Here is a 22,663-nt window from a genome sequence, read left to right as displayed (position 1 = left end):
GGGCTTGCCGCCCACTATCGCTGCATGCGCGCCGAACCGCAAGCCGTGAGCTATCGCCCCGACACGCCGATCGAATCTTTGGCCGATTGGCTGGGTGATCCCGTCGCGCCTGCCGATTTCCCGAAAACCCGCCTGCGGTTTCGCAACGACCGGCACGCCGCAGGTGTCGGACTGGACGGGTTGACCGACGACCAGTGGCAAAATCATTTCGGACGGTTCGAGCCTCTGGCAGACAATCTCGCCCGTCCGCTGGCCCTGCGGTACCACGGCCACCAGTTTCGCGTGTACAATCCGGAAATCGGCGATGGCCGCGGTTTTCTGTTTGCACAGATGCGCGATGGAGAAAATCGCCTGCTCGATCTCGGCACCAAGGGATCGGGCCGGACACCGTGGAGCCGTGCAGGCGACGGTCGGCTCACCCTGAAAGGCGCGGTAAGGGAAATCCTCGCCACCGAAATGCTCGAAGCTCTTGGCGTTTACACGTCCAAGACATTCAGCGTCGTGGAAACGGGCGAGGAATTGTGGCGCGGGGACGAACCCAGCCCGACGCGTTCAGCCGTCATGACCCGCCTCAGCCACGGTCATATCCGCATCGGCACCTTCCAGCGCCTCCTTGCTCTGGAAGAAGCCGAGCACATGGCACGGCTCATCGATTATTGCCTCGAGCAGTTTCCCGGCCCTCCCCCGCCAGACGATGCTCCTGACCGCGACGATCCATCGGTGCGCCTGATGCACCTGGTGGTCGAACGTATGGCCGATCTCGCCGCCAGCTGGATGGTGGCCGGCTTCGTCCACGGCGTGCTGAACACAGACAATATGAACATTTCGGGCGAAAGCTTCGACTATGGCCCATGGCGTTTCCTGCCGAAGTGGGATCCAAGCTTCACCGCCGCCTATTTCGACCATCAGGGCCTCTATGCTTTCGGGCGCCAGCCCGAAGCGCTTCATTGGAACTGCGGCCAGTTCGCCGTCGCCTTGCGCCTCCTTACTGACGCCCCGCCCCTGATCGCAGCGATGGAGCGCTTCGGTCCGCTTTACATGGAGGCGATCGGCAGACGCTGGTGCTGGCGACTGGGGCTGGAAAGCCGCGATGCCGAGGCCAACGCGGATTTGGTGAATGCATGCGAAAAGCAGATGACCGAAAGCGGTATCGCGCCCGATCAATTCTTCTTCGATCATCGCGGCGGACGCAGCGCGACCGGCGCACTGGCCGAGATCATGCAAGGCTTCAAGCCGGTCGGCGACACCCATCCCTACTGGCATGGCGACGGCCCTGAATCGATGCTGATCGAAGAGGTCGAATCCATCTGGGCAGCGATTGCCGAAAGCGATGAATGGGCACCCCTTCACGACAAGGTCGCCGCTCTTCGTCGGATGGGCGACGCGCATGGCACCCCTCCGCTTCCCCAGGGCCACTTGCCACCCCAGGCCGACGACTTGAATTGACGCGGAGCCTGTTACCTCCCACTTAGGCCCTACTTCGCGCCCCCATAGAGGAAAACCACATCAAGATGGCGACCGACCTGGTCTCAACCGAACCCGCAACCGGCCGGGAAATCTGGCACGGACAATCCGGCAATGTCGATGAGACGGTCGAACGCGCGAGAGTGGCGATGCGCAGTTGGGCACGCGAACCTCTGGGTCGCAGGATCGAGCTCATGCGGCGGTTTGCCAATCAGGTTCGCAAGCATTCCGAAACATTTGCCGAACTCATCGCCCGTGAAACCGGCAAGCCGCTCTGGGAAGCGCGGACCGAAGTGGAAGCGGTCATCGGCAAGGTCGAAATCTCGGTTACCGCCTATGCGGAACGTACCGGCCAGAAAAAGCTCAATAGCGCGCTTCAGGGAACGGCGGCGCTACGCCACAAGCCGCATGGCGTGATGGCGGTTCTGGGGCCCTACAATTTCCCGGCTCATCTGCCGAACGGACACATCATTCCCGCGCTGATTGCCGGCAATGTCGTGATTTTCAAACCGAGTGAAAAGACGCCCGCCGTGGGCGAATTCCTTACCCGCTGCTTCCACGAAGCCAAGGTGCCGGAAGATGTGATCCAGTGCATTCACGGCGGCGTCGAAGTTGGTCAGGGGCTCGTCGAACACTGGATGGTGGATGGCGTTCTGTTCACGGGTTCGGCTCGTGCGGGCATCGCCATCAACCGCAAGCTGGCTACGGACCCGGGCAAGATCGTCGCGCTGGAGATGGGCGGCAACAATCCCATCGTCATGCTCGACACGCCGAAGATCGAAGATGCTGCGGCCACGATCATCCAGTCGGCCTTCACCACGGCTGGCCAGCGCTGCACGGCCGCACGTCGGCTGATCGTCGTCGATTCCATGTTCGACAAGATCGTACCCGCGGTAAAGGAAATGGCGGAAAAGCTGATCGTCGACGAACCGTTTGCCGATCCCCAGCCCTTCATGGGCTGCGTGATCGACAATGGCACGGCCGATCTCCTTTCGGAAAGCTTCGTTGCGCTTATGAGCCGCGGTGGCCGCCCGATCATGCATATGAAAAGGCCTGACGAGAGCCTGCCGTTTCTTTCGCCGTCCATCCTGGACGCTACCGATATTCACGAACGGCCGGACATCGAACTGTTCGGGCCCTTGCTACAGGTCATTCGCGTCCCCGATTTCGAAGAAGCGATCAAGGAAGCCAACAACACGCGTTACGGGCTCTCGGCCTCGCTCATCGGCGGTCAGCCCGAAGATTTCGAGACCTTCTGGAGCGAGATTCGCGCCGGGATCGTCAATTGGAATCGGCCGACCAACGGGGCTTCATCCGCAGCGCCTTTCGGCGGCGTTGGCTTGTCCGGCAATCATCGCCCGGCGGCATTCTACGCCGCAGACTATTGCGCCTATCCGGTTGCCAGCAATGAGATGGAACAACCACGCGCCACTATCGGCGTGGGTCTCAAGAACGAGTGAGCCGTATCAGTTGGTGGTGACCAGGTCGATCTGGGTCACACCCTGCGGCAGCCGTTTGCCATAAACGACATAGGCGGCATCACCTTTCATTCCCGAAAGAATGTTGTCGCCTGCTGCCGTGACATGTTCGGCGCTGTAACCGGCGCCCTTCGCGCGGGTGTAATAGAAGGCCAGAACCTCATCCAGCGCGACGGGGGTGAAGAACGACACGATGCGTAGGGCGCAGGCGCCTTCATCCGTTCCGGCAGCTTCCTGCGTATTGGCACGCGGATAGACCGGGAAAGCCGGTGGTAGCTTCGCTGCCCAGGCACTCGTGTAATTTATTTTCTCACCGCAATTTTCGCCGCCGGGAGCGACCGCTGCCTTGGCCGCGGCAACCATGGCCCGGCTCGGCGTAGCATTATTGCCAAGCGCCTTGGCCCCCGGTGCAAAAACCATATTGCTGCGCCCGCCAACCAGTTCGCCCGCACGATCGCGCGCAGCTTCCACGGCACTGGCCGATTTGTCGATATTGGGAATCGCCGTGTTGCCGGTACCGGAAAGGGCGGCATTGGCCTCGTTGCGACCGGCCATATCGGGGTCGGTCATCATTTCGTCATTGAGCGCCTGTTCGCTGGCCGGGTCCATCGCATCGGCTTCGGCCTTGTCATTGCCCTTGTCACCGCACCCGGCGATGAGGACAAACGGCAGAACGGAGGCAAGCAGGCGACGTTTCATCAATGGACCTTTCGGCTTTAAAGCATTGACCGACTAACGCCTGAACCCGCACCCGTTCCAGTCCGATGCGGATGCATGCACCATTGCGGGACAGCCCGCTGCCTGACGGAAAAGGGCGCCGCCCGCCCCCTTTTCGGGGTTCGGACGACGCCCTCACGGCTCGGTGGGAACCGTGGTTTCCGGCCACGGGTGGGCGCGGCCGGAACTCGCGAAGTGGTTAGCCGCAGCGGGTGCTGGAGCGATCGATCGTACGGCCGAGGAGTGCACCCGCCGCGCCGCCCAGAAGCGCACCGATGGTACGGTCACCGCGTCCGGCCACTTCGTGACCGAGCAGCGCGCCTACGCCAGCACCAACCAGCAGACCGGTGGTGCCATCGTCGCGGCGGCAATAATAGCGGTTGTCGTTACCGCGCCAGACGCGGGTGTTCGAACGAACGGGCTGGCCGTAATTGCGGTCGTAACCCATGTAATAGGGGCGCGACTGGTTGCCGCGATAGTGACGGTCACGATAGTCGCGGCCGCGATGATCGCGGTAGTCGCGGTCGCGATAACGGCGGTCGCGCTGGTGTTCGAACGTCATGTCGCCGGTCACGGCAGCATGGGCGTTAGGATTTGCATGGAGGGCCGGTGCAGCACTGGCTGGCATGGCGAATGCGAGGCCCGAAGCGGCAATGGCCATGGTGGCGGTCTTGAAAAGTTTCGACATGGCTTTTTCCTTTTCTCTTCCAACGGACGGAGGGGGGCTCCGGCGATGTCGTTAAGCTTTAAAGGGGTTAACCTGAACGGAATGCAACGCCGCAGTCAGATTTGAAATTTTCGACGAAGCGAGTTTCTGCAGGTGACGAATTGAGGCTTGCGGGCAATTTGCAAGCCGCCTAGCGCGGCCCGATGGATGCCGGTGGCCCTTCTCAGCATGACCGAAAGGGTCTGGCAGCGGCGTTCGGCGCCTATATTGTCTGGGGCTTCCTGCCGCTTTACCTGATTCTCGTGCAGACCGTGCCGGCGTTCGAATTCGTTGGCTGGCGCATTATCTGGACGTTGCCGCTCTGCCTGCTCATCGCACTGTTCCGAAAGCAGGGGGGCGAACTGCGCGCGGCGCTCGGTAATCGCCGCACGGTCGGCTGGCTCGCCCTCAGCGCGTCGCTGATCGCCGTAAACTGGGTGGTGTATGTCTGGGCGATCCAGACAGGCGAAGTCTATGCGGCAAGCCTTGGCTATTACATAAATCCGCTCGTCAATGTCCTGCTTGGCACCGCACTGCTCGGCGAACGGCTCACACGGCCGCAATGGCTCGCAGTCGGCATCGCAGCCGTCGGTGTATCGCTTCTCGCGGCCGGCGCGGTGACGACGCTATGGATCAGCCTCACTCTGGCCCTCACCTTCGGTACCTATGGCTTGATCCGGAAGCGCGTCGTGGTGGGATCGGTCCCCGGCCTGACGATCGAATCGCTTCTGCTCCTGCTCCCCTCGATCGGCGTCGTTTGGTATTATGCCCAGACGCAGGGTTCGTCCTTCGCGGTCTCGACCGAGCTGAGCCTTTCCATCATGCTGGGCGGCGTACTAACCGCCGTTCCTCTGCTGATGTTCGCAATCGCGGCTCGCAAGCTGCCCTATTCGATGCTCGGTTTCATCCAGTTCCTTGCGCCCAGTATCGTCTTCATCCTGGGGCTGACCGTCTTCGACAAACCGCTTCATCCGGCGGAAATTGCCTGCTTCGCCTGCATCTGGCTGGCAGCGGCGATATTCGTCTGGGATCTGGTGGCGAGGTCTAGGAAACAAGCCGCCAGGCAAGTGTTTCCCCCGCGTTGAAGGGCACGATCGGCGCTGCTCCGCCGTCTACTTCTTGAGGGACATCGACCGGAGCCTTCTCCAGAGTGATGCGCTCCTCGTTGGGCGCCATGCCATAGAAGTTCGGCCCGTTCAGGCTGGCGAAGGCTTCGAAATTCCCGAGTGCATCTTCGTCGTCGAATACCTGAATGTAGCTTTCCAGTGCGAACGGGGCATTGAAAATGCCTGCGCAGCCACAGTCGCTTTCCTTGTCGTGACGGTGGTGCGGCGCACTGTCGGTACCGAGAAAGTATTTTGGCGATCCACTTGTCGCAGCACCGCGCAGCGCCAGCCTGTGCTGCTCGCGCTTCGCGACGGGCAGACAATACATATGCGGGCGTATCCCCCCGACCAGAATGTCGTTGCGATTGATGTGGAGGTGTTGCGGCGTGATCGTCGCAGCGACATTGGGGCCCGCGCTTTCGACGAAACTCACCGCCTGCATGGTAGTGATGTGTTCGAAGATCACCTTCAACTGCGGCAGCCGGTCCACCAGCGGCTGGAGGACGCGGTCAATGAACACCGCCTCCCGGTCGAAGATATCGATGTCCGGCGTGGTCACTTCGCCATGAACGCATAGCGGCATGCCGATCTCTGCCATCCGTTCGAGAACGCCCATGATATTGCGCACATCGGTCACTCCGTGCGCCGAATTGGTCGTCGCACCTGCGGGATAGAGCTTGGCTGCGGTCAAGACGCCGTCCGCGTGGCCGGCAGCCAGATCGTCGGCGTTGGTCTCGTCGGTGAGATATGCGGTCATCAGCGGGGTGAAATCGGTGCCGTCGGGCACTGCATCCAGAATCCGCTCGCGGTATGCCGAAGCGAGCGCGGTGGTAGTCACCGGCGGGGCAAGGTTCGGCATCACGATCGCACGGGCGAACTGGCGGGCGGTATGCGGCACTACGGCACGCATCGTATCGCCATCGCGGAAATGCAGGTGCCAGTCGTCGGGGCGGCGGATTGTCAGCGATTCGACCATATGGTTGCCTATGGCGGCGGGCGGCCTATCTGTCACCCATGACTGCCACTCGACTGATGAACCGTGCGGTGATCCGCCTGTCGACCGACGATGCGGAGGAAAACGTCGCGTCCTTCCTCCAGGGTCTCGTGACAAACGACATCGCCGGGACCCTTCCCGCCTATGCCGGTCTGCTGACGCCCCAGGGCAAGACCCTCTTCGATTTCATCGTGTGGCCGGGTCCGGCAGGCGAATTGCTGATCGATTGCGAAGCGGGCGCGGCGGAGGATCTGGCGAAGCGTCTGTCGCTCTACCGTTTGCGTCGCAAGATCGCGATTGCCGTCGATCCGCATGTCGGTGTCCACTGGCGCCCGGAGATGGGCGATGGCGCGGCGACGGACCCTCGGCTGGGCGCGCTCGGCCAGCGCTGGCTCGCTCCTGCAGAAGATAGCGATGAAGCTGCTGACGACGCCTGGCAGGCCCATCGCCTCGCCATGGGCGTGCCCGAAGGCAGCGCCGAACTTGGCGATATCCTCTGGCTCGAAACCAATGCAGTCGAACTCAACGGCGTCAGCTTTGCCAAGGGCTGCTACATCGGCCAGGAAAACACCGCGCGCATGAACTGGCGCAGCAAGGTGAACCGGCGGCTAATTGTCGTTCCGCTGGATCAGTCGGATGAAAAGCGGCGCAAGGCGGAATATCCTGCGCACGGGCTTGCCGTCGATCATTTGCGCGTTGCCGATATCGACCCCGCGCTGGCCCCGGAATGGATGCGCCCCGGGCTCACCCCTGCGGAAGAGTAAGCTCCATCGAGCGGACCAGCATCCGCTCCGCCCTGTCGCGTGCGGCTGTTTCCGGAAGCCCGAGCGACCGCGACAGTGCCGTGCCGATCAGCGCATCGCCCATCGCCATCAGTACCAGCGCCAGCGTTTCTTCATGGACCTGCATCGGCGCCGCGCCATGAGCGGCCTCACCCGGTGCGATTTCGTCGACCAGCTGGTGAATGGTTTCCACGATCGGCGTCAGCGCATCTTCATTGCCGGTCAGGATCATCCAGCTGGCCAGCGCGCCTGCGCCTTCCTTGTCGAAGGCATCGAATGCCAGATCGACCACTTCGCGCGGGCTGCCCAGCCCTGCCCGGCTCGCCCGCACGGCATCGATGATCGTGTCGCATACCGTGCCCGCCAGATGCCCCGCCAGCGCCTTCTGCAGGCCGGCGGCCGATCCGAAATGATGCAGCAGATTGGCATGGGTGCGGCCGATGCGGGCGCCCACCGCCTTCAGCGTGACCGATTGCGGGCCTGTTTCGATAAGCAGGCCCCGGGCCGCCTCCAGCGCAGCCAGGCGCGATTCTTCTGGAGAAAGTCGTTTACGCGTTGCCATATGTCTCACGAAGTATCCCATTCATCGCAAGTGGGAAACCCGTTAACCGCATGTTATTGACAGTAATGTCAGTAGGACTTACTTACATTCATGTCAGTTAACCCCACGGAGCTTTCCATGAACGCCCCCGTTTCCATTTCCCCCGACGTCCGCAATGCCGCGCCCACGCCGGAAGACCTTACCATCACCGTCCGCGACGAACGCTTCAATCGCGATTCGACACCGCGTAGGTGGTGGGCCGGCGATGCGTTCGGCACCGCCTGGCACAATGCCCTGTCGGCCACCTTTCCTCGCGGCGAAGCCTTCTTCATCGAAGCGGTGAAGGCTCATCGCGACGGGGCCGATCCCAAGCTCGAGGCCGAAATTCGCGCCTTCGTGAAGCAGGAAATCAACCACACCCGCGAACATATCGCCTTCAATCGTCTGGCCGAAGATCACGGCTACGATATCAAGGGCATCGACAAGCGCGTGGCCGAACTGCTCGCGCTGACCAAGGATCGTCCCGCCATCGCCAATCTGGCGGTGACCATGGCGCTCGAACACTACACTGCCATGATGGCCGCCGAATTCCTGGCCAATCCGCAGCATTTCGCCGATTCCGATCCGGAAGTGCGCGACATGTGGCGCTGGCACGCGGTCGAGGAAATCGAGCACAAGGGCGTTGCCTTCGATACCTGGAACCACGCGACAAAGGACTGGAGCGACGGCAAGCGCTGGCGTGTGCGCAGCATCGTCATGCTCAGCGTGACCGTCCGGTTCTTCAAGAATCGCTGGGCCGATTCGCTCGCCCTGCTCAAGCAGGATGGCATCACCGGCTGGAAAGCCCGCTGGGGCCTGTTCAAATATCTGACCGTCAGCCCCGGCGTCGTGCGGCGCATATTCCCGGCATGGCTCGCCTATTTCAAACCGGGCTTCCATCCGTGGGATCACGACGATCGCGCCCTGATCAATGTTTATGAGGGCGAATTTTCCGACGCCCTGATGCCCGCGGAATAAATTTCCGCCCAAGAACTGTTGGAAGAAAGGCCCCGCGAGATGATCGCGGGGCCTTTTCCGTTCGGTCAGGCGGCCTGAAGCGGCATCAACGTCTCATCGGACAGATGCATCCGGTAAAGCGCGCAGGGCGCGTCGCTACCCCGCCCCCTGCTGTGGCGCGGAACGATCTTGCCGGTCGGCACGAAGCCGATCTTGCGCAAAACGCGGCCCGACGCCGGATTGTCGGTGAAATGGCCCGCCTCGATTCGCTGGTGGCCCAGCAGCCGCGCAACCTCCAGCACGCCGCGGGCCGCTTCGGTGGCGAAACCGCGCCCCCAGTATGGCTGCGCAATCCAGTATCCCAGTTCGGTCTGGCCGTTCTCGTCCGGATCCATGCCGATGCATCCGACGATCTCCGACCCTGACGGCGTCGGCAGGGTGATCAGGAAACGCGGATAGAACGGATCGGTGTTGCGCATCACGAATTCGTGCGCATGTCGGGGGAGATAGGGCCAGGGCGCGCTGGCAAGGTTGCGGACGACTCCTTCGTCGGCAATCGCGCGCAAAAGTGCATCGGCATCTTCGGGCCAGGCAGGCCGCAGCAGCAGCCTCTCGGTAACATGGAACATCGGTATTCTCCCCGTATCTCCACGCTCCGGGCTCCTAGGCCGGACGCGTGACAATTGCGTGGCGGCGAAAGGATTTTTCGCCGACGAAATCGAAGAGGGAGAAACGACGAGAGGGAGACGGGTTGGTCCCATCTCCCTCTTCGGTTGCCGGATCATGGACCCGGCTGGGACCGTCCCGTTTGGACGATCCCGTTATCGGAGCGTCCGGTTATTCCGCGGCTTCGGCCATCATATCGACCGAGACGAATTTGCGGTCGAGTTTGCCCTTGTGGAATCGCACAATACCATCGGTAAGCGCGAAAAGGGTGTGGTCCTTGCCCATGCCGACATTGGCACCGGCATAGAACTTGGTACCGCGCTGGCGCACGAGGATGTTGCCGGCGACGACGTTCTCGCTGCCGAACTTCTTCACACCAAGGCGACGACCGGCTGAATCGCGACCGTTACGCGACGAACCGCCTGCTTTCTTATGTGCCATCGTCCGTGCTCCTTACTTCTTGTCTTCGGTCTTCTTGGCTGCGGCCTTCTTGGGCGCTGCCTTCTTGGCCGGTGCCTTGTCGGCAGCTTCCGTCTTCGGAGCAGCCGTCTTCTCGTCGGCGTCAGCCTTCGGAGCCGCTTCCTTCTTCGGAGCCGCCTTCTTTTCGGCCTTCGAATCGCCGACCGCCGTGATGCGCAGCAGCGTCATCTGCTGGCGGTGGCCGTTCTTGCGGCGATAGTTGTGGCGGCGACGCTTCTTGAAAACGAGCACCTTCTCGCTCTTGGCCTGCGCAATGATCTCCGCCGAAACGGTAACCTTGCCGGCATCCGAAAGCTTCTCACCTTCGCCTGCAAGCAGGACGTCACCCAGCGTGATGGTGTCGCCGGCTTCTCCAGCCAGCTTCTCAACCGCGATCTTGTCTCCGGCGGCAACCCGGTATTGCTTGCCGCCCGTGCGCACTACTGCGAACATGGTACGTGTCTCTCGTTCAATTTGCTGTGCCCTAACCCACAAGACGAACTCTTGCGAATAAACGGCGCGCCCGTCAGGCCGCCAGAAGCAGCCCCGGAAAGAAGCGTGCCGTTAGGCCAAAGGCGGTCCCAAGTCAACGCCCGGTACGAGGAAATTTGCATCCTCGCTGGCGCGCTGCGACGCGCGTGATATGGAGGGTGTGATGATCGACCGCAAGCATCTTGTCTTTCCGTTCGCCGCACTTCTGGTGGCAGGCTGTGCCGCCTCCTCGGACCGCTATCCTTCGCTGGCCGTGCGCGATGTGGAACGTGCGGAAGGTACGTTCGACCCCGTACCGGGCCCGCAACTCGACGTTCCCGAGGTAGAGGTGGATGTCGGCCCGGATCTCGGCGCGGGCCTCACATCCTTGGTTGCAGACGCCCAGGCCGCCCATACCGCCTTCACCGACGCCGTCCCTGCGGCAGAACGCAGCGTGCGGGCCGCGTCGGGCAGCAGTATCGGCAGCGACAGCTGGGCAGCGGCTCAGGTCGCTCTTGCCGATCTCGATTCGGCGCGCAGCAATGCGGCCATCGTGCTGGGCGAACTCGATACGCTGTACACCGCTGCCACGGTGCAGGCAGAAGATGCCACGGCGATCGTCGAAGCGCGCAACACGGTCATCGCTCTCGTATCGGAAGAAGATTCGGTGCTGGAACGGCTGCGCGCGCAGGTTCGCTGAACGCCAGGGGCACGAAGCCGGTTTCCCGGCTCCGCGCCCCCGCCCCCATAAACCGGTACCGCTCAGACGAGCGCGGCGATCGTTACCGTGGTCACTCCCCAGCAGAAGATCAGCACCGGCAGGATCAGTACCTGCACCGCGGCATCGCGCGCAGTCACCCGGCCCGTATGGGTGGCAATTCCGTCGCGGACGAGCTTTGCCCAGCTCATGTTCCGCCCCCGGTGTTCCGGTGCCATCCGTGTCCACACCGCTGGCAGGCCGAATCCCGCGACAATGAAGAGGGTGAAGATCACCATCGGTATGATGAGCCCGGGCGATGACAGTCCAGCCGCCATGACCGCGAGAAAGCCGAGATAAAGCCCCACGGTCGCGACATAGAGCCCCTTGGGCAGTTCGAAGCTACGATCGACTTCGTGCGTTACCTGGGGCGAATCGAGGATGATCGCCTGTTCGGCAACGAGTTCGCGGGTGAAATGCTTGGACATGGCGTGCTCCTTTGATGGAGCAGTGATGCGCCGGTCAGATCGCGCTTTCCTTGATCTGGATCAAGAAACCCGAATTATTTCCAGCGCGCCAGATCGCTGTGGTCCTGTCCACGCGGTTCGATCCAGTGCCAGCCATCGCCGCGCCGTTCGCGCTTCCACAGCCAAGCCGCCGATTTGAGATGGTCCATCAGGAAATCGGCGGCCTCGAAGGCGTCGCGGCGATGCCGCGCGGCTGCGGCAACCAGCACGATGGCATCGCCCGGCGCCATGACACCGACCCGGTGCCACACGAGCGCGCCATCCAGCGAAAATCTCTCCTGCGCCTCTTGCGTCAGCTCCTGCATGCCGGGCAGCGTGAGTGGTTCGTAATGCGACAGTTCGAGCGCTTTGACATTGCCGTCGGGTCGCACCTTGCCCAGGAAGGACACGATCCCGCCCGCCTCGCCATGCGCGGCGTTGAACGCCGCCAGCGCTTCGCCCACCGACAGTCCCTTGTCGAGCAGTCGAACGTCCAGCGGGACGGAGATGCTAAGCCTGGCCACCGCTCACCGGGGGCAGCAGGGCGACTTCATCGCCGTCCTGGGCATCGAGGGCGGTCTTGTCCGCCAGCACCCGTCCCTGGCACGCGATATTCACCCGCGTCTCGCGAAGCTGCTGCGCAATCTCGGCGTCGACCTGCTCCAGCAAGCCTTCCCAATCGAGCGGGGCGGCAACTTCGATTTCCGATTCGCCGGCCAGATCGCTCAGCGGACCAAGGAAAAGAATGCGTACACCCATCGATCAGGTCTCCAGATACTGCCCGGTTATTCCGGGTGCCGCCGCAAGATAGGTTTCGGTCGCATCGACAGCTTCGCCCGCATCGCCGGCAACCATATTGATCCGGCACGGCGCGTATTTACGGGCAAGCCCTGCAACCATGGCCAGGCGCCACTGCCTATGGGTGTGATCGGCAGGCGGGACCAGTATCAACGCATCGTCGCCCCCATCCAGGACTTGCTCGACCTGCTCCAGCCAGTGCTGGTGGAATGCGCCCGCCGCGGCGAGCGGGTCTTGCGGCAGGCCGTCTACTGCGATTCGCTTCATTCCCGGCGCTCGCGGTGCAGGGTGATGCCGATCTGCTCGCCCGCCTCCGCAATCGCCAGCTTGACGATCTTCACCGTCACCGCTTCGATCCTTCTGTCCTGCAGGAACAGGGTCTCGCACACGTGATCGGCTACGGCCTCGATCAGCTTGAAGTGCACGCCTTCGGGCAAGGCACCCGATGCGGCGAACTTCAGATCCATGTAATTCTTCGAATCGTCGAGCGGCGTGTCCGGATCGTAACGGCGAAGCGGTTTCATCCGCACCTTGATGGTGAAACGCAGCGGCTGCGGGCGGCCGGTTTCTTCCGAATAAATACCGGTGAGCACATCGTGCTCGAACTCGGCCACTTCGAGGATCAGCGAATCGTTCATGCGCGCGCCTCCTAGCGCGGATTGGACCAGCGCGCGAAAATCGCGGTGGGTAGCAGGCGCCCTGCCCGCTGTTCGTCATCGGCCTGTTCGAGGCTGTCTTCCTGCACTGCCAGATCGCCATGCTCGATCTTGCCGGGCAATCCGGCGAACAGTTCTTCCAGCAATCCACCCAGGGCAAGGCTGCTCATCCGCACGGCATAGACGGTCAGGAACAGGAACCGGCTGTCTGCATCCAGCAACTGGCGGCAGTCCGAAACGAGGCCCGGAAGCCCCTCTTCCAACCGCCATACCTCGCCGTCGGGTCCGCGGCCGAATTTGGGCGGGTCGAGGATGATCCCGTCATAACGCCGGCCGCGTCGCACTTCGCGCGCCGTATATTTCATCGCATCTTCGACCAGCCAGCGGATCGGGCGATCGTCGAGCCCTGCAAGCGCCGCATTCTCGCGCGCCTGCGCTACAGATTTCTTGCTCGCATCGACATGCGTAACCCGGCCGAACCGGCTCAGCGCCTGTGTACCGACCCCGGTATAACCGAACAGGTTCATGGTCTCGGCGTCGGTGGCACCGGCCAGTTGCTCACCCATCCAGTCCCACACCGGCGCCATGTCGGGGAAGAACCCAAGATGACGGAAGGGCGTACATTGCGCGGTAAAGCGCGCCTCGTCGCCCCAACCGAGTTCCCATCCATGTTCCGGCACTTCGCCGGAATATTGCCAGCGGCCTCCGCCGTCCTCGTCGCTGCCAGGCACGAATTCGCCATCCGCATTCCATTCGGGCAAGCGCGGCGACCACATGGCCTGCGGTTCGGGGCGAATGAAGCGATAGGGTCCGTATTCTTCGAACTTGCGACCATGGCCGCTGTCGAGCAGGCGATAGGCATCCCAGCCCTCGCCGACCATCAAAACCGGATCGCGCATCAACTCCGCCATCAGGCAGCATGCCCCAGAATGTGGTCGCGCACCGCCTCGTACGTGCCGGGAAGCTCGGTATAGGCTTCCTCGCGCGCGAACAGGTCGCCGACCCGCGCGGGCAAGGACGGCCGCGTCCCGGTGGAACGTTCGACGGCATCGGGAAACTTCGCCGGGTGCGCCGTCGCCAGTGTGACGACCGGCACGTCGTGAGGAAGCTCCACCGCGCGCGCTGCATGCAAGCCGATCGCGGTATGCGGGTCGACGATCTCGGCACAGTCCTCGCACGCCCAGCGCATGGCCCGCGCCATGTCGTCCTCGTCGGCGCGCATGCTGGTGAACAGCGCAGCCGCCCCATCGCGCTGTGCATTGGTCAGCTGCATCGCTTTGCTCGCTTCGAAACCGCGCATCTGTTCGGCCAGGGCGATCCCGTCACGCCCTCCGACATCGAACAGCAGCCGTTCGAAATTGGAACTGACCTGGATATCCATGCTCGGCGCAGCAGTCGGCGTGACTGTTCCGGTCGAATAGTCGCCGTTCGACAGTGCTCGATACAGTATGTCGTTGGTGTTCGTCGCCACAATCAAACGTTTGATTGGCAAGCCTATCCGTTCGGCAACGTGCCCGGCAAAGACATCGCCGAAATTGCCCGTGGGTACGCTGAAGGCCACTTCGCGCTCCGGCCCGCCCAATTGAAGGGATGCCGCGAAGTAATAAACAACCTGCGCCATAAGCCGCGCCCAGTTGATCGAATTGACGGCCCCGATCCGGTGCTTCGCCGTCACGTCCCGATCGGCGAAAATGCGCTTAACCATCGCCTGCGCATCATCGAACGATCCGTCGATCGCGATGTTATGGACATTGGGCGCACGCACCGTCGTCATCTGGCGGCGCTGCACGTCGCTGACCCGCCCCTTGGGGTGAAGCATGAAAATCTCGACCCGGTCGAGACCTGCCACGGCATCGATAGCCGCGCTGCCGGTGTCCCCGCTCGTCGCGCCGACGATGGTCAGCGTGCCATCTTCCCGCGCGAGAAATTCCTCGAACAGCAGGCCCAGCATCTGCAGCGCCACGTCCTTGAAGGCGAGTGTCGGACCGTGGAAGAGCTCCAGCAGCCACTGCCGCTCGTCGAGCTGCGTCAACGGCGTCACCGCGGCATGGGCAAAGCGCCCGTAAGCCTTGGCCGTCAGCCCGCGCAGGCTTTCCGGCGTCAGGCAGTCGCCCACGAAGGGCTGCATGACCCGGGCCGCCAATTCGGCATAGGGCAGGCCACGCATCGATGCGATCTCGTCACGCGAGAATTGCGGCCATTCCGCCGGAACGTAGAGGCCGCCATCATTGGCGAGGCCGGCGAGCGTGACGCCAGCAAAATCGAGCGTCGGGGCGCTGCCGCGAGTAGAGACATATTGCATCGTGTCAGCCGGTTAGCGCCGGTAACTGGAGCGGGCAAGCAAGCCGCTCTTTAATCCGCCCTAGCCCGCGTCGCCTTGCGCCGTAGCGCCAGCACATAAATCACCAGAGCAGTCAGCGCGAAAAAGAACCACTGCCCGGCATAAGCCAGGTGATTGTTGGGCAGATCGCGCGGATCTGGAGAGGCGAGAGGTTCGAGTCCCGCAACAGGCTCGCTCGCGACGATCCTGCCGCCGGGCGCAATCGTACCGCGAACCATGCCGCCGTCCCAGCTCACCGGCGCCGGGTCGCGTGAAAATCCGAGGTCGATGATTACCCTCTCACCGCTCCCGAAGCGGCAGGTCGCCCGCTGAGCCACGCCCTTTTCTCCGCGCTCGCTCGTACCGGCAACCGTCGTGATGCCATCGACACGGGCGCAATCGACGCTCGTGCGACGGTAGAGGACCTCATCCAGCGCATCTGGCGAGCGCGGATAGTCAACCTCCGCCGACATCTGCAGGGCCTGCTCTGCCCGTGCGATCAGCGCAGCCTTCTCATCCATTCGGCCCAATTGCCAGATCCCGAGCGCGATCATGGTGGCAATGGCCGCAGCGACGACAAGCGTGGGAAGAATGGGAACGCGCATCAGAAAATCCTGCTTCAGCCCTCGCGGGCACCAGTGTGACGCCCGTCGATCAATTGCTCACCAGTCGCGACCATCGCCGGGAATCCCTGCGCCAAACCGAGAAGGGCAGCCTCGGTGAGACCGGGCTGCCCTTCGCGTGTTTCGAATTCTGCCGAGCCCATTAGTGGACGGCAGCACCCCAACCGCCCCAAACATAGATGGCGACGAAGAGGAACAGCCAGACGACATCGACGAAGTGCCAGTACCAGGCGGCCGCTTCGAAGCCGAAGTGCTGACGCGGCGTGAAGTGGCCCTTGTACGTACGGATCAGGCAGACGATCAGGAAGATCGTGCCGACCAGCACGTGGAAACCGTGGAAGCCGGTCGCCATGTAGAACGCCGAGCTATAGGTGTTCCCGCCGAAGGCGAAGGGCGCATGCATGTATTCATACGCCTGGATCATGGTGAAGACCGCGCCCAGGATAATGGTCAGCCAAAGCCCCTTCTTCAGCCCTTCGCGATCGCCGTGGATCAGGCTGTGATGGGCCCAAGTTACCGTCGTGCCCGAGCAGAGCAGGATCAGCGTGTTGAGCAGCGGCAGGCTGAATGGATCGATGACCGCTTCGATGGCGACCGGGGGGAAGACCCCGCCGACGACTTCGGAAATCTCACTCGGGAACAGCGCGAAATCGAACCAGCTCCAGAACCAGCCAACGAAGAACATCACTTCCGAAGCGATGAACAAAATCATGCCGTAGCGCATGTGCAACTGCACGACCGGCGTGTGATCGCCGCGCTCGGCTTCCTTCACGATGTTGGAAAACCAGCTGAAGAAGGTGGCGATCAGGCCTGCGATACCCAGACCAAGCACGAGATGGCCATTTGCCATGTCGTGCATGTAGAGCACCATGCCGCTGGTGAAGACCAGCGCCGACAGAGAGCCGACGAAGGGCCAGATATCGGGTTCGAGAATGTGATATTGGTGATTGACGTTGCCAGCCATTGTACTCGCGTCCTGGGTTTCGCTTTGCGGGTGCCCTTAATGCGCCAATGCCCGCTGGTCTAGGGGCTACTCGGCAGATTCCAGAGCCCGGTGAAAAGTATACGATAATGTGATCTGCTCGACATCATCCATATTCGGATCGTCGAGCGCCTTGGGATCGACATAATAGAGCACAGGCATGCGCACTTCCTGACCCGGTTTCAGCACCTGTTCGGTGAAACAGAAACACTGGATCTTGTTGAAATAGGCGCCAGCCTGTTCAGGCTCGACGTTGAAGGTCGCAGTACCGGTGATCGTTTCGTCGGAATTGTTCTTGGCAAGATAGATCGCCATATCGCGCTGACCGATCGTTACCGTGTCCGTGACCTGTTCCGGCCGGAAGCTCCACGGCACGTCATTGGCCGTCGTGCCGTCGAAACGGATCGAAATGGTCTTGGCCCCCGCACTGGCGCCCAGTCGTTCGGCCAGGGCGGCGTCGCTTTCGCTGGCCCGCTGCGTGGTACCGCCGAAACCGGTCACCTGGCAGAACATCTGGTAGAGTGGGACCGCTGCGAATCCCAGGCCGAGCATGCCCAGAGCGCCCAGGAATGCGAAGATCGCCGTGCGGTTCTTGCGTGAATCGAGAGTTGCAGCCGTCATGCGTCCCTCACATCCGTGCGATGGTTATCACGTAGAATAGAACGGCCAGAAACAGCAGAATACCGCCCAGCACGAGATTACGGCTCTTCTGGCGGCGTTTGTATTCGGTTTCTTCTTCGGGGGTCATGCGATCCATCCCAGATTGGCCAATACCCTGTCAGCCACCAGTGCGGCAAACAACGCGAAAAGATAGATGATGCTGAATGCGAACAGGCGCTTTTCGGGCTTCATCGTGTCGTTCTCGCCAGTGTGGCGGAAAGCGACGGGAAACGAAAGGGCAAGAAAGGCAAGCGAGAGCGCAAGCGATGCAACACCATAGACATAACCGGTCCCGCCGATGAACCACGGCGCCGCCGCGACCGGCACAAGCAGTACGGCGTAAGCAAGGATCTGGTGCCGCGTCGACGTTTCGCCGCGCACCACGGGCATCATGGGAATGCCGACATTGGCGTAATCGGTCTTCACGAACAGGGCGAGCGCCCAGAAATGCGGCGGCGTCCACATGAAGATTATCAGGAACAGCAGCACTGGCATGAGCGTGATATCGCCGGTCACGGCAACCCAGCCTATCATCGGCGGAAAGGCCCCCGCCCCGCCGCCGATGACAATGTTCTGCGGTGTGCGCGGCTTGAGCCAGACGGTATAGATCACCGCGTAATAGAAGATCGACAGCGCCAGGATCGTCGCTGAAAGCCAGTTCACCGCCAGACCCATGATCATGACCGAAGCAGCCGATATCAATACGCCGAAATCGCGCGCATCGGTGCGGGTCATGCGGCCTGCAGGAAGCGGCCGCGCCGCCGTGCGTTTCATGCCGGCATCGATATCGGCTTCCCACCACTGGTTGAGCGCTGCAGCGCCGCCCGCGCCGAGCGCGATGCACAGGATCGCAGTAAAGCCGAGTACCGGATTGATATGCCCGGGCGCGGCAAGCAAACCACATAAGCCGGTAAAGATCACCAGGCTCATGACGCGTGGCTTGGTCAGCGCGAAAAAGTCGCGCCATTCCGTGGGGAGCTGGGTGGGAACGGTCTGGGTCATGGAATCGAGCGGCCTATAGGGCGTCAGAGGCGCTTTAGCCAGTCAATCAGGATGCGGTTCACCTCGTCCGGCCTTTCCTGCTGGGTCCAGTGCCCCACTCCGTCGAGTATGTGACCTTCGACATTCGGCACGAACATCTTCACCAATCCGATCGGATCCTCGACCGCACCGAACAGGAAAGTGGCCGGATCGCGTGTGCCGCCGATGAACAAAGCGGGCTGTTCGATCAATTTGCCCGCCCAACCCTGTAGCCATTCATAGTCGGCTTCATGGTTGCGGTAGCGGTTGAGCGGCCCTCGAAAGCCGGAGGATTTGAACTCCGCTTCATAAAAATCGAGATCGTCCTCGGTCAGCCAACCCACCGGCGCTGGATCGGGCAACCCTTCGAGGAAGGTGGCACCCAGCGGCTTGTCGAAATAATCTCCGGGCGGCACATCGCCGCTGATCGAATACATCATGCGGGCCACCCATTCGCGCGGATCCCGCTCGGCTTCCGCTTCGGCGACGCCCGGCTCCTGGAAGTATTCCTGATAGAAGAACCGCCCTTTGGACGTGAAATGTTCGCGAAACACCTCCGTGAACGGGCGGTTGGGAACGCCTGCGAAGGGAACGGAAAGTCCCGCGACGGCGCGAAAATGTTCCGGATGCGTCAGCGCGGAATTCCACACGATGGGCGCGCCCCAGTCGTGCCCGATCAGTATCGCCGGCTCATCGGGCGAAAGAGCGTTGCGCAGTCCAACGAGATCCCCGACGATCCGCTGCAAGGTATAGGCTTCGATCGGATGCGGTTTGTCCGAACCGCCATAACCGCGCACATCGATCGCACAGGCGGTGAACCCCGCCGCTGCAATCGGGCCGATTTGGTGTCGCCAGCTGTACCAGCTTTCCGGAAAGCCGTGGACCATGATGACCAGCGGTCCTTCGCCGTCGATTGCACAGCGCAGGCTTGCGTCACCCGTATCGATCGTCCGCATTTCACGCATTCGGTTTCTCCCGTCGAGATATGAAAACGGCCGGTCCACCATGGAACCGGCCGCGCTTTCATGTCCAGTCTTTCGAGCGTGGATCAGGCCGGATGGGCCTTGCTGATGTGGTCGTCGGATGTGTGGTGATCCTCGATCACCGGCAGCTCGCTGAACTGGTGGTACGGCGGAGGACTGGACAGCGTCCACTCGAGCGTCGTCGCGCCTTCGCCCCAGTAGTTTGCAGGAGCCTTCTTCCCGGCCACGAAAGCGTAGACCAGGTTGGCGAAGAAGAAGATCATCGAACCGGCCATGATTTCGTAGCCGATGGAGCTGATCTCGTTCCAGTAGGCATAGGCATCTGCATAGTCGGGATAGCGACGCGGCATGCCCTGCAGACCCAGGAAGTGCTGCGGGAAGAAGATCACGTTCACGCCGATGAAGAAGCCCCAGAAGTGCAGGTGCGCCAGCAGTTCAGAGTGCATCTTGCCGCTCATCTTCGGGAACCAGTAGTAGAAGCCCGCGAAGAGCGAGAACACGGCACCCATCGACAGCACGTAGTGGAAGTGCGCGACCACGAAGTAGGTGTCGTGAACGACGTCGTCGATGCCGCCATTGGCGAGATAGACGCCCGTCACACCGCCGACGGTGAACAGGAAGATCATGCCGATCGCCCAGACCATGGGGGATTTGAACTCGATCGAGCCGCCCCACATGGTTGCGATCCAGCTGAATATCTTCACGCCCGTCGGAACCGCGATGACCATGGTTGCTGCGGTGAAGTACATCTTCGTGTTCACATCGAGACCGACGGTGTACATGTGGTGCGCCCACACGACGAAGCCGACGACGCCGATCGCGACCATGGCGTAGGCCATGCCGAGGTAACCGAACACCGGCTTGCGGCTGAAGGTCGAGACGATCTGCGAGATCATGCCGAAGCCCGGCAGGATCATGATGTACACTTCGGGGTGACCGAAGAACCAGAACAGGTGCTGGTAGAGGATCGGGTCGCCACCACCGGCCGGATCGAAGAACGTCGTACCGAAGTTACGATCGGTGATCAGCATGGTGATCGCTGCAGCAAGAACCGGCAGGGCCAGGAGCAGCAGGAAGGCGGTAACCAGAACCGACCACACGAACAGCGGCATCTTGTGCAGGGTCATGCCCGGCGCACGCATGTTGAAGATGGTGGTGATGAAGTTGGTGGCGCCCAGGATCGAACCTGCACCGGCAAGGTGCAGCGCGAAAATGGCGAAATCGACGGCCGGGCCTTGCGAACCCGTGGTCGAAAGCGGCGCATAGACCGTCCAGCCCGTACCTGCACCCGGACCCGTGCCGCCCGGCACGAAGAGCGAGAACATCAGCGAGCAGAAGCCCGCAACGGTCAGCCAGAACGAAATATTGTTCATGCGCGGGAAGGCCATGTCCGGCGCGCCGATCATCAGCGGGACGAACCAGTTGCCGAAGCCGCCGATCATCGCCGGCATGACCATGAAGAACACCATGATCAGGCCGTGAGCGGTGATGAACACGTTCCACATGTGCAGTGCGGTGTCGAAATCGGCACTGCCGCCCATGAACTGAGCCCAGAACTGCAGATACTGGATACCCGGCTCAGCCAGCTCCATCCGCATGATGCCCGAGATCGCACCACCCACGATACCCGCGATGATCGCGAAGATCAGGTAGAGCGTACCGATGTCCTTGTGGTTGGTGGACATGAACCAGCGCGCGAAGAAACCGGGCTTGTGGTCCGCATCGTGATGCGCGTGATCTTCGTGGTGGGCCTCGAAGTGGTCGGCGGTAGTAGCCATCGTGCTATACTCTCGAGCTAATCGTAAATCTTAAGCGGTCGGTGCGACAGGAGCAGCGCCTGCCCCCGGAGCGCCGGGTTCGGCGCTTTCGGGCTGCTGCAGCGGAGCGGCGGCAGGTTCTGCTGCCGCTTCTTCCTCTTCGGCACCGGCGATGGTGCCACCCTGGGCCAGGACCCAGGCATTGTACTGATCCATCGGCAGCGCTTCGATCGCGATCGGCATATAGCCGTGACGCGCACCGCACAGTTCCGAACACTGGCCATAATAGACGCCGGGTTCGTCGATGAAGAGCATCTTTTCGTTCAGGCGGCCGGGGACCGCGTCGAGCTTGAACCACAGGCTCGGCACCGCGAACGAGTGAATCACGTCGGCTGCAGTCGTCTGCAGACGGATCGGCACACCGGCGGGAACGACCATGCGATTGTCGACGGCCAGCTGATGGGGCTCGCCCACCGCGTCGGCTTCTTCCTTGCTCAGCATGTTCGAAACGACTTCGAACTCGCCATTGTCGGGATAGGAATAGCCCCAGTACCACTGGTAACCGATGGCCTTGATGGTGATCGCATCCTTGGGCGGCGATTTGTACTGCGCGCTCAACAGGCCGATCGAAGGCACGGCGATGCCGAGCAGGATCAACGCCGGAACGACAGTCCAGATCACTTCGATCAGCGTGTTGTGGCTGGTCTTCGAAGGCACCGGATTGGAGCGCTTGTTATATTTGAGGATGACCCAGACGAACAGGGCCAGCACGAACAGGCTGATGATGACCATGATCCAGACCAGCCCGATGTGAAGAGCGTTCGCCTGGTGGCCGATCGGCGAAAACTGCTGCTGGACATCGATTGCCTTGGCGATCGGCATGCCCTTGCCTTCGGTCGGCTTCATCGGCGTATAGGCATCGGCACCGGGGCCGACATCCTCGCTCGAAGCTTGCGCAACATCGGCCGCAGCGACTTCTTCAGTCTGCTGCGCCGCAGTCGTTTCGGTGGCATCCTGTGCCATCGCGCCCTGCGCGCCGAAAGCCAGCATCGCCGCCATCGTAAGGCTGGCGACAATCCGGTGGAACCCGTGGAGGGAGCCGAGAATTTTCATCGTCTTGGCACTCTTTCGTGTCGTGTCTCGTTCCGGGCCTGCCACACTGCGCGAATCTAGCGTACGCGGCAAGACGCGCCCCTGCGAGGGCCCGGTTGCGCCCGCCCTATAGGCAGGGATCGCGCTTGCCTCAAGCGGCTGGCCGATAAAAATGTGCACGCACCTTTG

The 22,663-nt window shown here is 62.0% G+C and carries 28 protein-coding genes; 6 read left to right on the top strand and 22 right to left on the bottom strand.

What is annotated here, in order from left to right:
• The first annotated feature begins 24 nt into the window (after positions 1-24).
• Together ACIGGE_RS16545 and astD are read left to right on the top strand one after the other, a co-directional pair.
• Complete coding sequence (locus tag ACIGGE_RS16545; RefSeq protein WP_397491155.1) at positions 25-1,446, top strand: protein adenylyltransferase SelO family protein; 1,422 nt, start codon at positions 25-27, stop codon at positions 1,444-1,446.
• Between the two features lie 65 nt (positions 1,447-1,511).
• Positions 1,512-2,924 (top strand): succinylglutamate-semialdehyde dehydrogenase, encoded by a 1,413-nt coding sequence (astD, locus tag ACIGGE_RS16540; protein ID WP_397491154.1) that lies wholly within the window; start codon positions 1,512-1,514, stop codon positions 2,922-2,924.
• A 6-nt stretch (positions 2,925-2,930) separates the two neighbouring features.
• Here astD and ACIGGE_RS16535 read toward each other — a convergent pair whose 3' ends face one another.
• Both ACIGGE_RS16535 and ACIGGE_RS16530 read right to left on the bottom strand, forming a co-directional pair.
• Positions 2,931-3,641, bottom strand: coding sequence for a hypothetical protein (locus ACIGGE_RS16535; RefSeq protein WP_397491153.1), 711 nt, complete (start codon positions 3,639-3,641; stop codon positions 2,931-2,933).
• Positions 3,642-3,858: 217 nt separating this feature from the next.
• A complete protein-coding gene (locus ACIGGE_RS16530; RefSeq protein ID WP_196845818.1) occupies positions 3,859-4,347 on the bottom strand; it encodes a glycine zipper 2TM domain-containing protein in 489 nt (162 codons plus the stop codon).
• Positions 4,348-4,529: 182 nt separating this feature from the next.
• Between ACIGGE_RS16530 and rarD the strand changes: the two genes are divergently transcribed.
• Positions 4,530-5,450 (top strand): EamA family transporter RarD, encoded by a 921-nt coding sequence (gene rarD, locus ACIGGE_RS16525; protein WP_397491152.1) that lies wholly within the window; start codon positions 4,530-4,532, stop codon positions 5,448-5,450.
• Here rarD and pyrC read toward each other — a convergent pair.
• Positions 5,410-6,447 carry a dihydroorotase gene (gene pyrC / locus ACIGGE_RS16520; RefSeq protein WP_397491151.1) on the bottom strand — a complete coding sequence of 346 codons (1,038 nt, stop codon included), beginning with the start codon at positions 6,445-6,447 and terminating at the stop codon, positions 5,410-5,412. The genes rarD and pyrC overlap by 41 nt on opposite strands.
• Before the next feature lie 38 nt (positions 6,448-6,485).
• Here pyrC and ACIGGE_RS16515 point away from each other — a divergent pair, with 38 nt between their 5' ends.
• Positions 6,486-7,229: a YgfZ/GcvT domain-containing protein gene (locus tag ACIGGE_RS16515; RefSeq protein WP_397491150.1), complete on the top strand. Its 744-nt coding sequence runs from the start codon at positions 6,486-6,488 to the stop codon at positions 7,227-7,229.
• Here the strand turns inward: ACIGGE_RS16515 and ACIGGE_RS16510 are convergent.
• A complete protein-coding gene (locus ACIGGE_RS16510; protein ID WP_103024363.1) occupies positions 7,210-7,809 on the bottom strand; it encodes a TetR/AcrR family transcriptional regulator in 600 nt (199 codons plus the stop codon). The genes ACIGGE_RS16515 and ACIGGE_RS16510 overlap by 20 nt on opposite strands.
• 117 nt (positions 7,810-7,926) lie before the next feature.
• Between ACIGGE_RS16510 and ACIGGE_RS16505 the strand changes: the two genes are divergently transcribed.
• The gene (locus tag ACIGGE_RS16505; RefSeq protein WP_196845815.1) at positions 7,927-8,805 is read left to right on the top strand and encodes a metal-dependent hydrolase; all 879 of its coding nucleotides are present in this window, start codon (positions 7,927-7,929) and stop codon (positions 8,803-8,805) included.
• Between the two features lie 65 nt (positions 8,806-8,870).
• Here ACIGGE_RS16505 and ACIGGE_RS16500 read toward each other — a convergent pair whose 3' ends face one another.
• From ACIGGE_RS16500 to rplU, 3 genes are all read right to left on the bottom strand, one after another.
• The gene (locus tag ACIGGE_RS16500) at positions 8,871-9,413 is read right to left on the bottom strand and encodes a GNAT family N-acetyltransferase (protein WP_397491149.1); all 543 of its coding nucleotides are present in this window, start codon (positions 9,411-9,413) and stop codon (positions 8,871-8,873) included.
• 208 nt (positions 9,414-9,621) lie between these two features.
• Positions 9,622-9,891 (bottom strand): 50S ribosomal protein L27, encoded by a 270-nt coding sequence (gene rpmA / locus ACIGGE_RS16495; RefSeq protein ID WP_103024360.1) that lies wholly within the window; start codon positions 9,889-9,891, stop codon positions 9,622-9,624.
• Positions 9,892-9,903: 12 nt separating this feature from the next.
• On the bottom strand, positions 9,904-10,362 hold the full coding sequence (gene rplU / locus ACIGGE_RS16490) for a 50S ribosomal protein L21 (protein WP_196845813.1): 459 nt from the start codon (positions 10,360-10,362) through the stop codon (positions 9,904-9,906).
• 202 nt (positions 10,363-10,564) lie between these two features.
• On the opposite strand from rplU, the gene ACIGGE_RS16485 reads away from it, so the two are divergent.
• On the top strand, positions 10,565-11,080 hold the full coding sequence (locus ACIGGE_RS16485; protein ID WP_196845812.1) for a hypothetical protein: 516 nt from the start codon (positions 10,565-10,567) through the stop codon (positions 11,078-11,080).
• A 62-nt stretch (positions 11,081-11,142) separates the two neighbouring features.
• On the opposite strand, the gene ACIGGE_RS16480 is transcribed toward ACIGGE_RS16485, so the two are convergent.
• From ACIGGE_RS16480 to coxB, 15 genes are all read right to left on the bottom strand, one after another.
• Positions 11,143-11,565 (bottom strand): hypothetical protein, encoded by a 423-nt coding sequence (locus ACIGGE_RS16480; RefSeq protein WP_103024357.1) that lies wholly within the window; start codon positions 11,563-11,565, stop codon positions 11,143-11,145.
• Between the two features lie 74 nt (positions 11,566-11,639).
• Positions 11,640-12,107 (bottom strand): molybdenum cofactor biosynthesis protein MoaE, encoded by a 468-nt coding sequence (locus ACIGGE_RS16475; protein WP_196845811.1) that lies wholly within the window; start codon positions 12,105-12,107, stop codon positions 11,640-11,642.
• A complete protein-coding gene (locus tag ACIGGE_RS16470) occupies positions 12,094-12,342 on the bottom strand; it encodes a MoaD/ThiS family protein (protein ID WP_103024355.1) in 249 nt (82 codons plus the stop codon). Before ACIGGE_RS16470 ends, ACIGGE_RS16475 begins: the two co-directional genes overlap by 14 nt.
• Before the next feature lie 3 nt (positions 12,343-12,345).
• Positions 12,346-12,648, bottom strand: coding sequence for a Rossmann fold domain-containing protein (locus ACIGGE_RS16465; RefSeq protein ID WP_397491148.1), 303 nt, complete (start codon positions 12,646-12,648; stop codon positions 12,346-12,348).
• A complete protein-coding gene (locus tag ACIGGE_RS16460; RefSeq protein WP_103024353.1) occupies positions 12,645-13,019 on the bottom strand; it encodes a dihydroneopterin aldolase in 375 nt (124 codons plus the stop codon). Before ACIGGE_RS16460 ends, ACIGGE_RS16465 begins: the two co-directional genes overlap by 4 nt.
• Before the next feature lie 11 nt (positions 13,020-13,030).
• Entirely contained in the window at positions 13,031-13,948 is a 918-nt protein-coding gene (locus tag ACIGGE_RS16455; RefSeq protein ID WP_222827754.1) for a class I SAM-dependent methyltransferase, read from the bottom strand.
• A complete protein-coding gene (gene thrC / locus ACIGGE_RS16450) occupies positions 13,948-15,339 on the bottom strand; it encodes a threonine synthase (protein WP_196845806.1) in 1,392 nt (463 codons plus the stop codon). The genes ACIGGE_RS16455 and thrC overlap by 1 nt, the downstream gene beginning before the upstream one ends.
• A 50-nt stretch (positions 15,340-15,389) precedes the next feature.
• Complete coding sequence (locus ACIGGE_RS16445; protein WP_397491147.1) at positions 15,390-15,962, bottom strand: SURF1 family protein; 573 nt, start codon at positions 15,960-15,962, stop codon at positions 15,390-15,392.
• A gap of 14 nt (positions 15,963-15,976) precedes the next feature.
• Positions 15,977-16,123 (bottom strand): hypothetical protein, encoded by a 147-nt coding sequence (locus ACIGGE_RS16440; RefSeq protein WP_397491146.1) that lies wholly within the window; start codon positions 16,121-16,123, stop codon positions 15,977-15,979.
• Positions 16,123-16,944 carry a cytochrome c oxidase subunit 3 gene (locus ACIGGE_RS16435; RefSeq protein ID WP_103024349.1) on the bottom strand — a complete coding sequence of 274 codons (822 nt, stop codon included), beginning with the start codon at positions 16,942-16,944 and terminating at the stop codon, positions 16,123-16,125. The genes ACIGGE_RS16440 and ACIGGE_RS16435 overlap by 1 nt, the downstream gene beginning before the upstream one ends.
• Positions 16,945-17,010: 66 nt before the next feature.
• Positions 17,011-17,583, bottom strand: coding sequence for a cytochrome c oxidase assembly protein (locus ACIGGE_RS16430; protein ID WP_103024348.1), 573 nt, complete (start codon positions 17,581-17,583; stop codon positions 17,011-17,013).
• 123 nt (positions 17,584-17,706) lie between these two features.
• Positions 17,707-18,624, bottom strand: a complete 918-nt coding sequence (locus ACIGGE_RS16425; protein WP_397491145.1) for a heme o synthase — start codon at positions 18,622-18,624, stop codon at positions 17,707-17,709.
• 23 nt (positions 18,625-18,647) lie between these two features.
• On the bottom strand, positions 18,648-19,607 hold the full coding sequence (locus ACIGGE_RS16420; RefSeq protein ID WP_397491144.1) for an alpha/beta fold hydrolase: 960 nt from the start codon (positions 19,605-19,607) through the stop codon (positions 18,648-18,650).
• 83 nt (positions 19,608-19,690) lie between these two features.
• Positions 19,691-21,403 (bottom strand): cytochrome c oxidase subunit I, encoded by a 1,713-nt coding sequence (gene ctaD / locus ACIGGE_RS16415; protein WP_103024346.1) that lies wholly within the window; start codon positions 21,401-21,403, stop codon positions 19,691-19,693.
• A 30-nt stretch (positions 21,404-21,433) separates the two neighbouring features.
• On the bottom strand, positions 21,434-22,495 hold the full coding sequence (gene coxB / locus ACIGGE_RS16410) for a cytochrome c oxidase subunit II (protein ID WP_234036325.1): 1,062 nt from the start codon (positions 22,493-22,495) through the stop codon (positions 21,434-21,436).
• Positions 22,496-22,663: the final 168 nt, after the last annotated feature.

The sequence above is a fragment of the Qipengyuania sp. NPDC077410 genome (assembly GCF_044543405.1).
Lineage (GTDB): Bacteria > Pseudomonadota > Alphaproteobacteria > Sphingomonadales > Sphingomonadaceae > Qipengyuania > Qipengyuania pacifica.
Note: the sequence above shows the minus strand (reverse complement) of the source record. Positions and strands in the feature narration are given on the sequence as shown.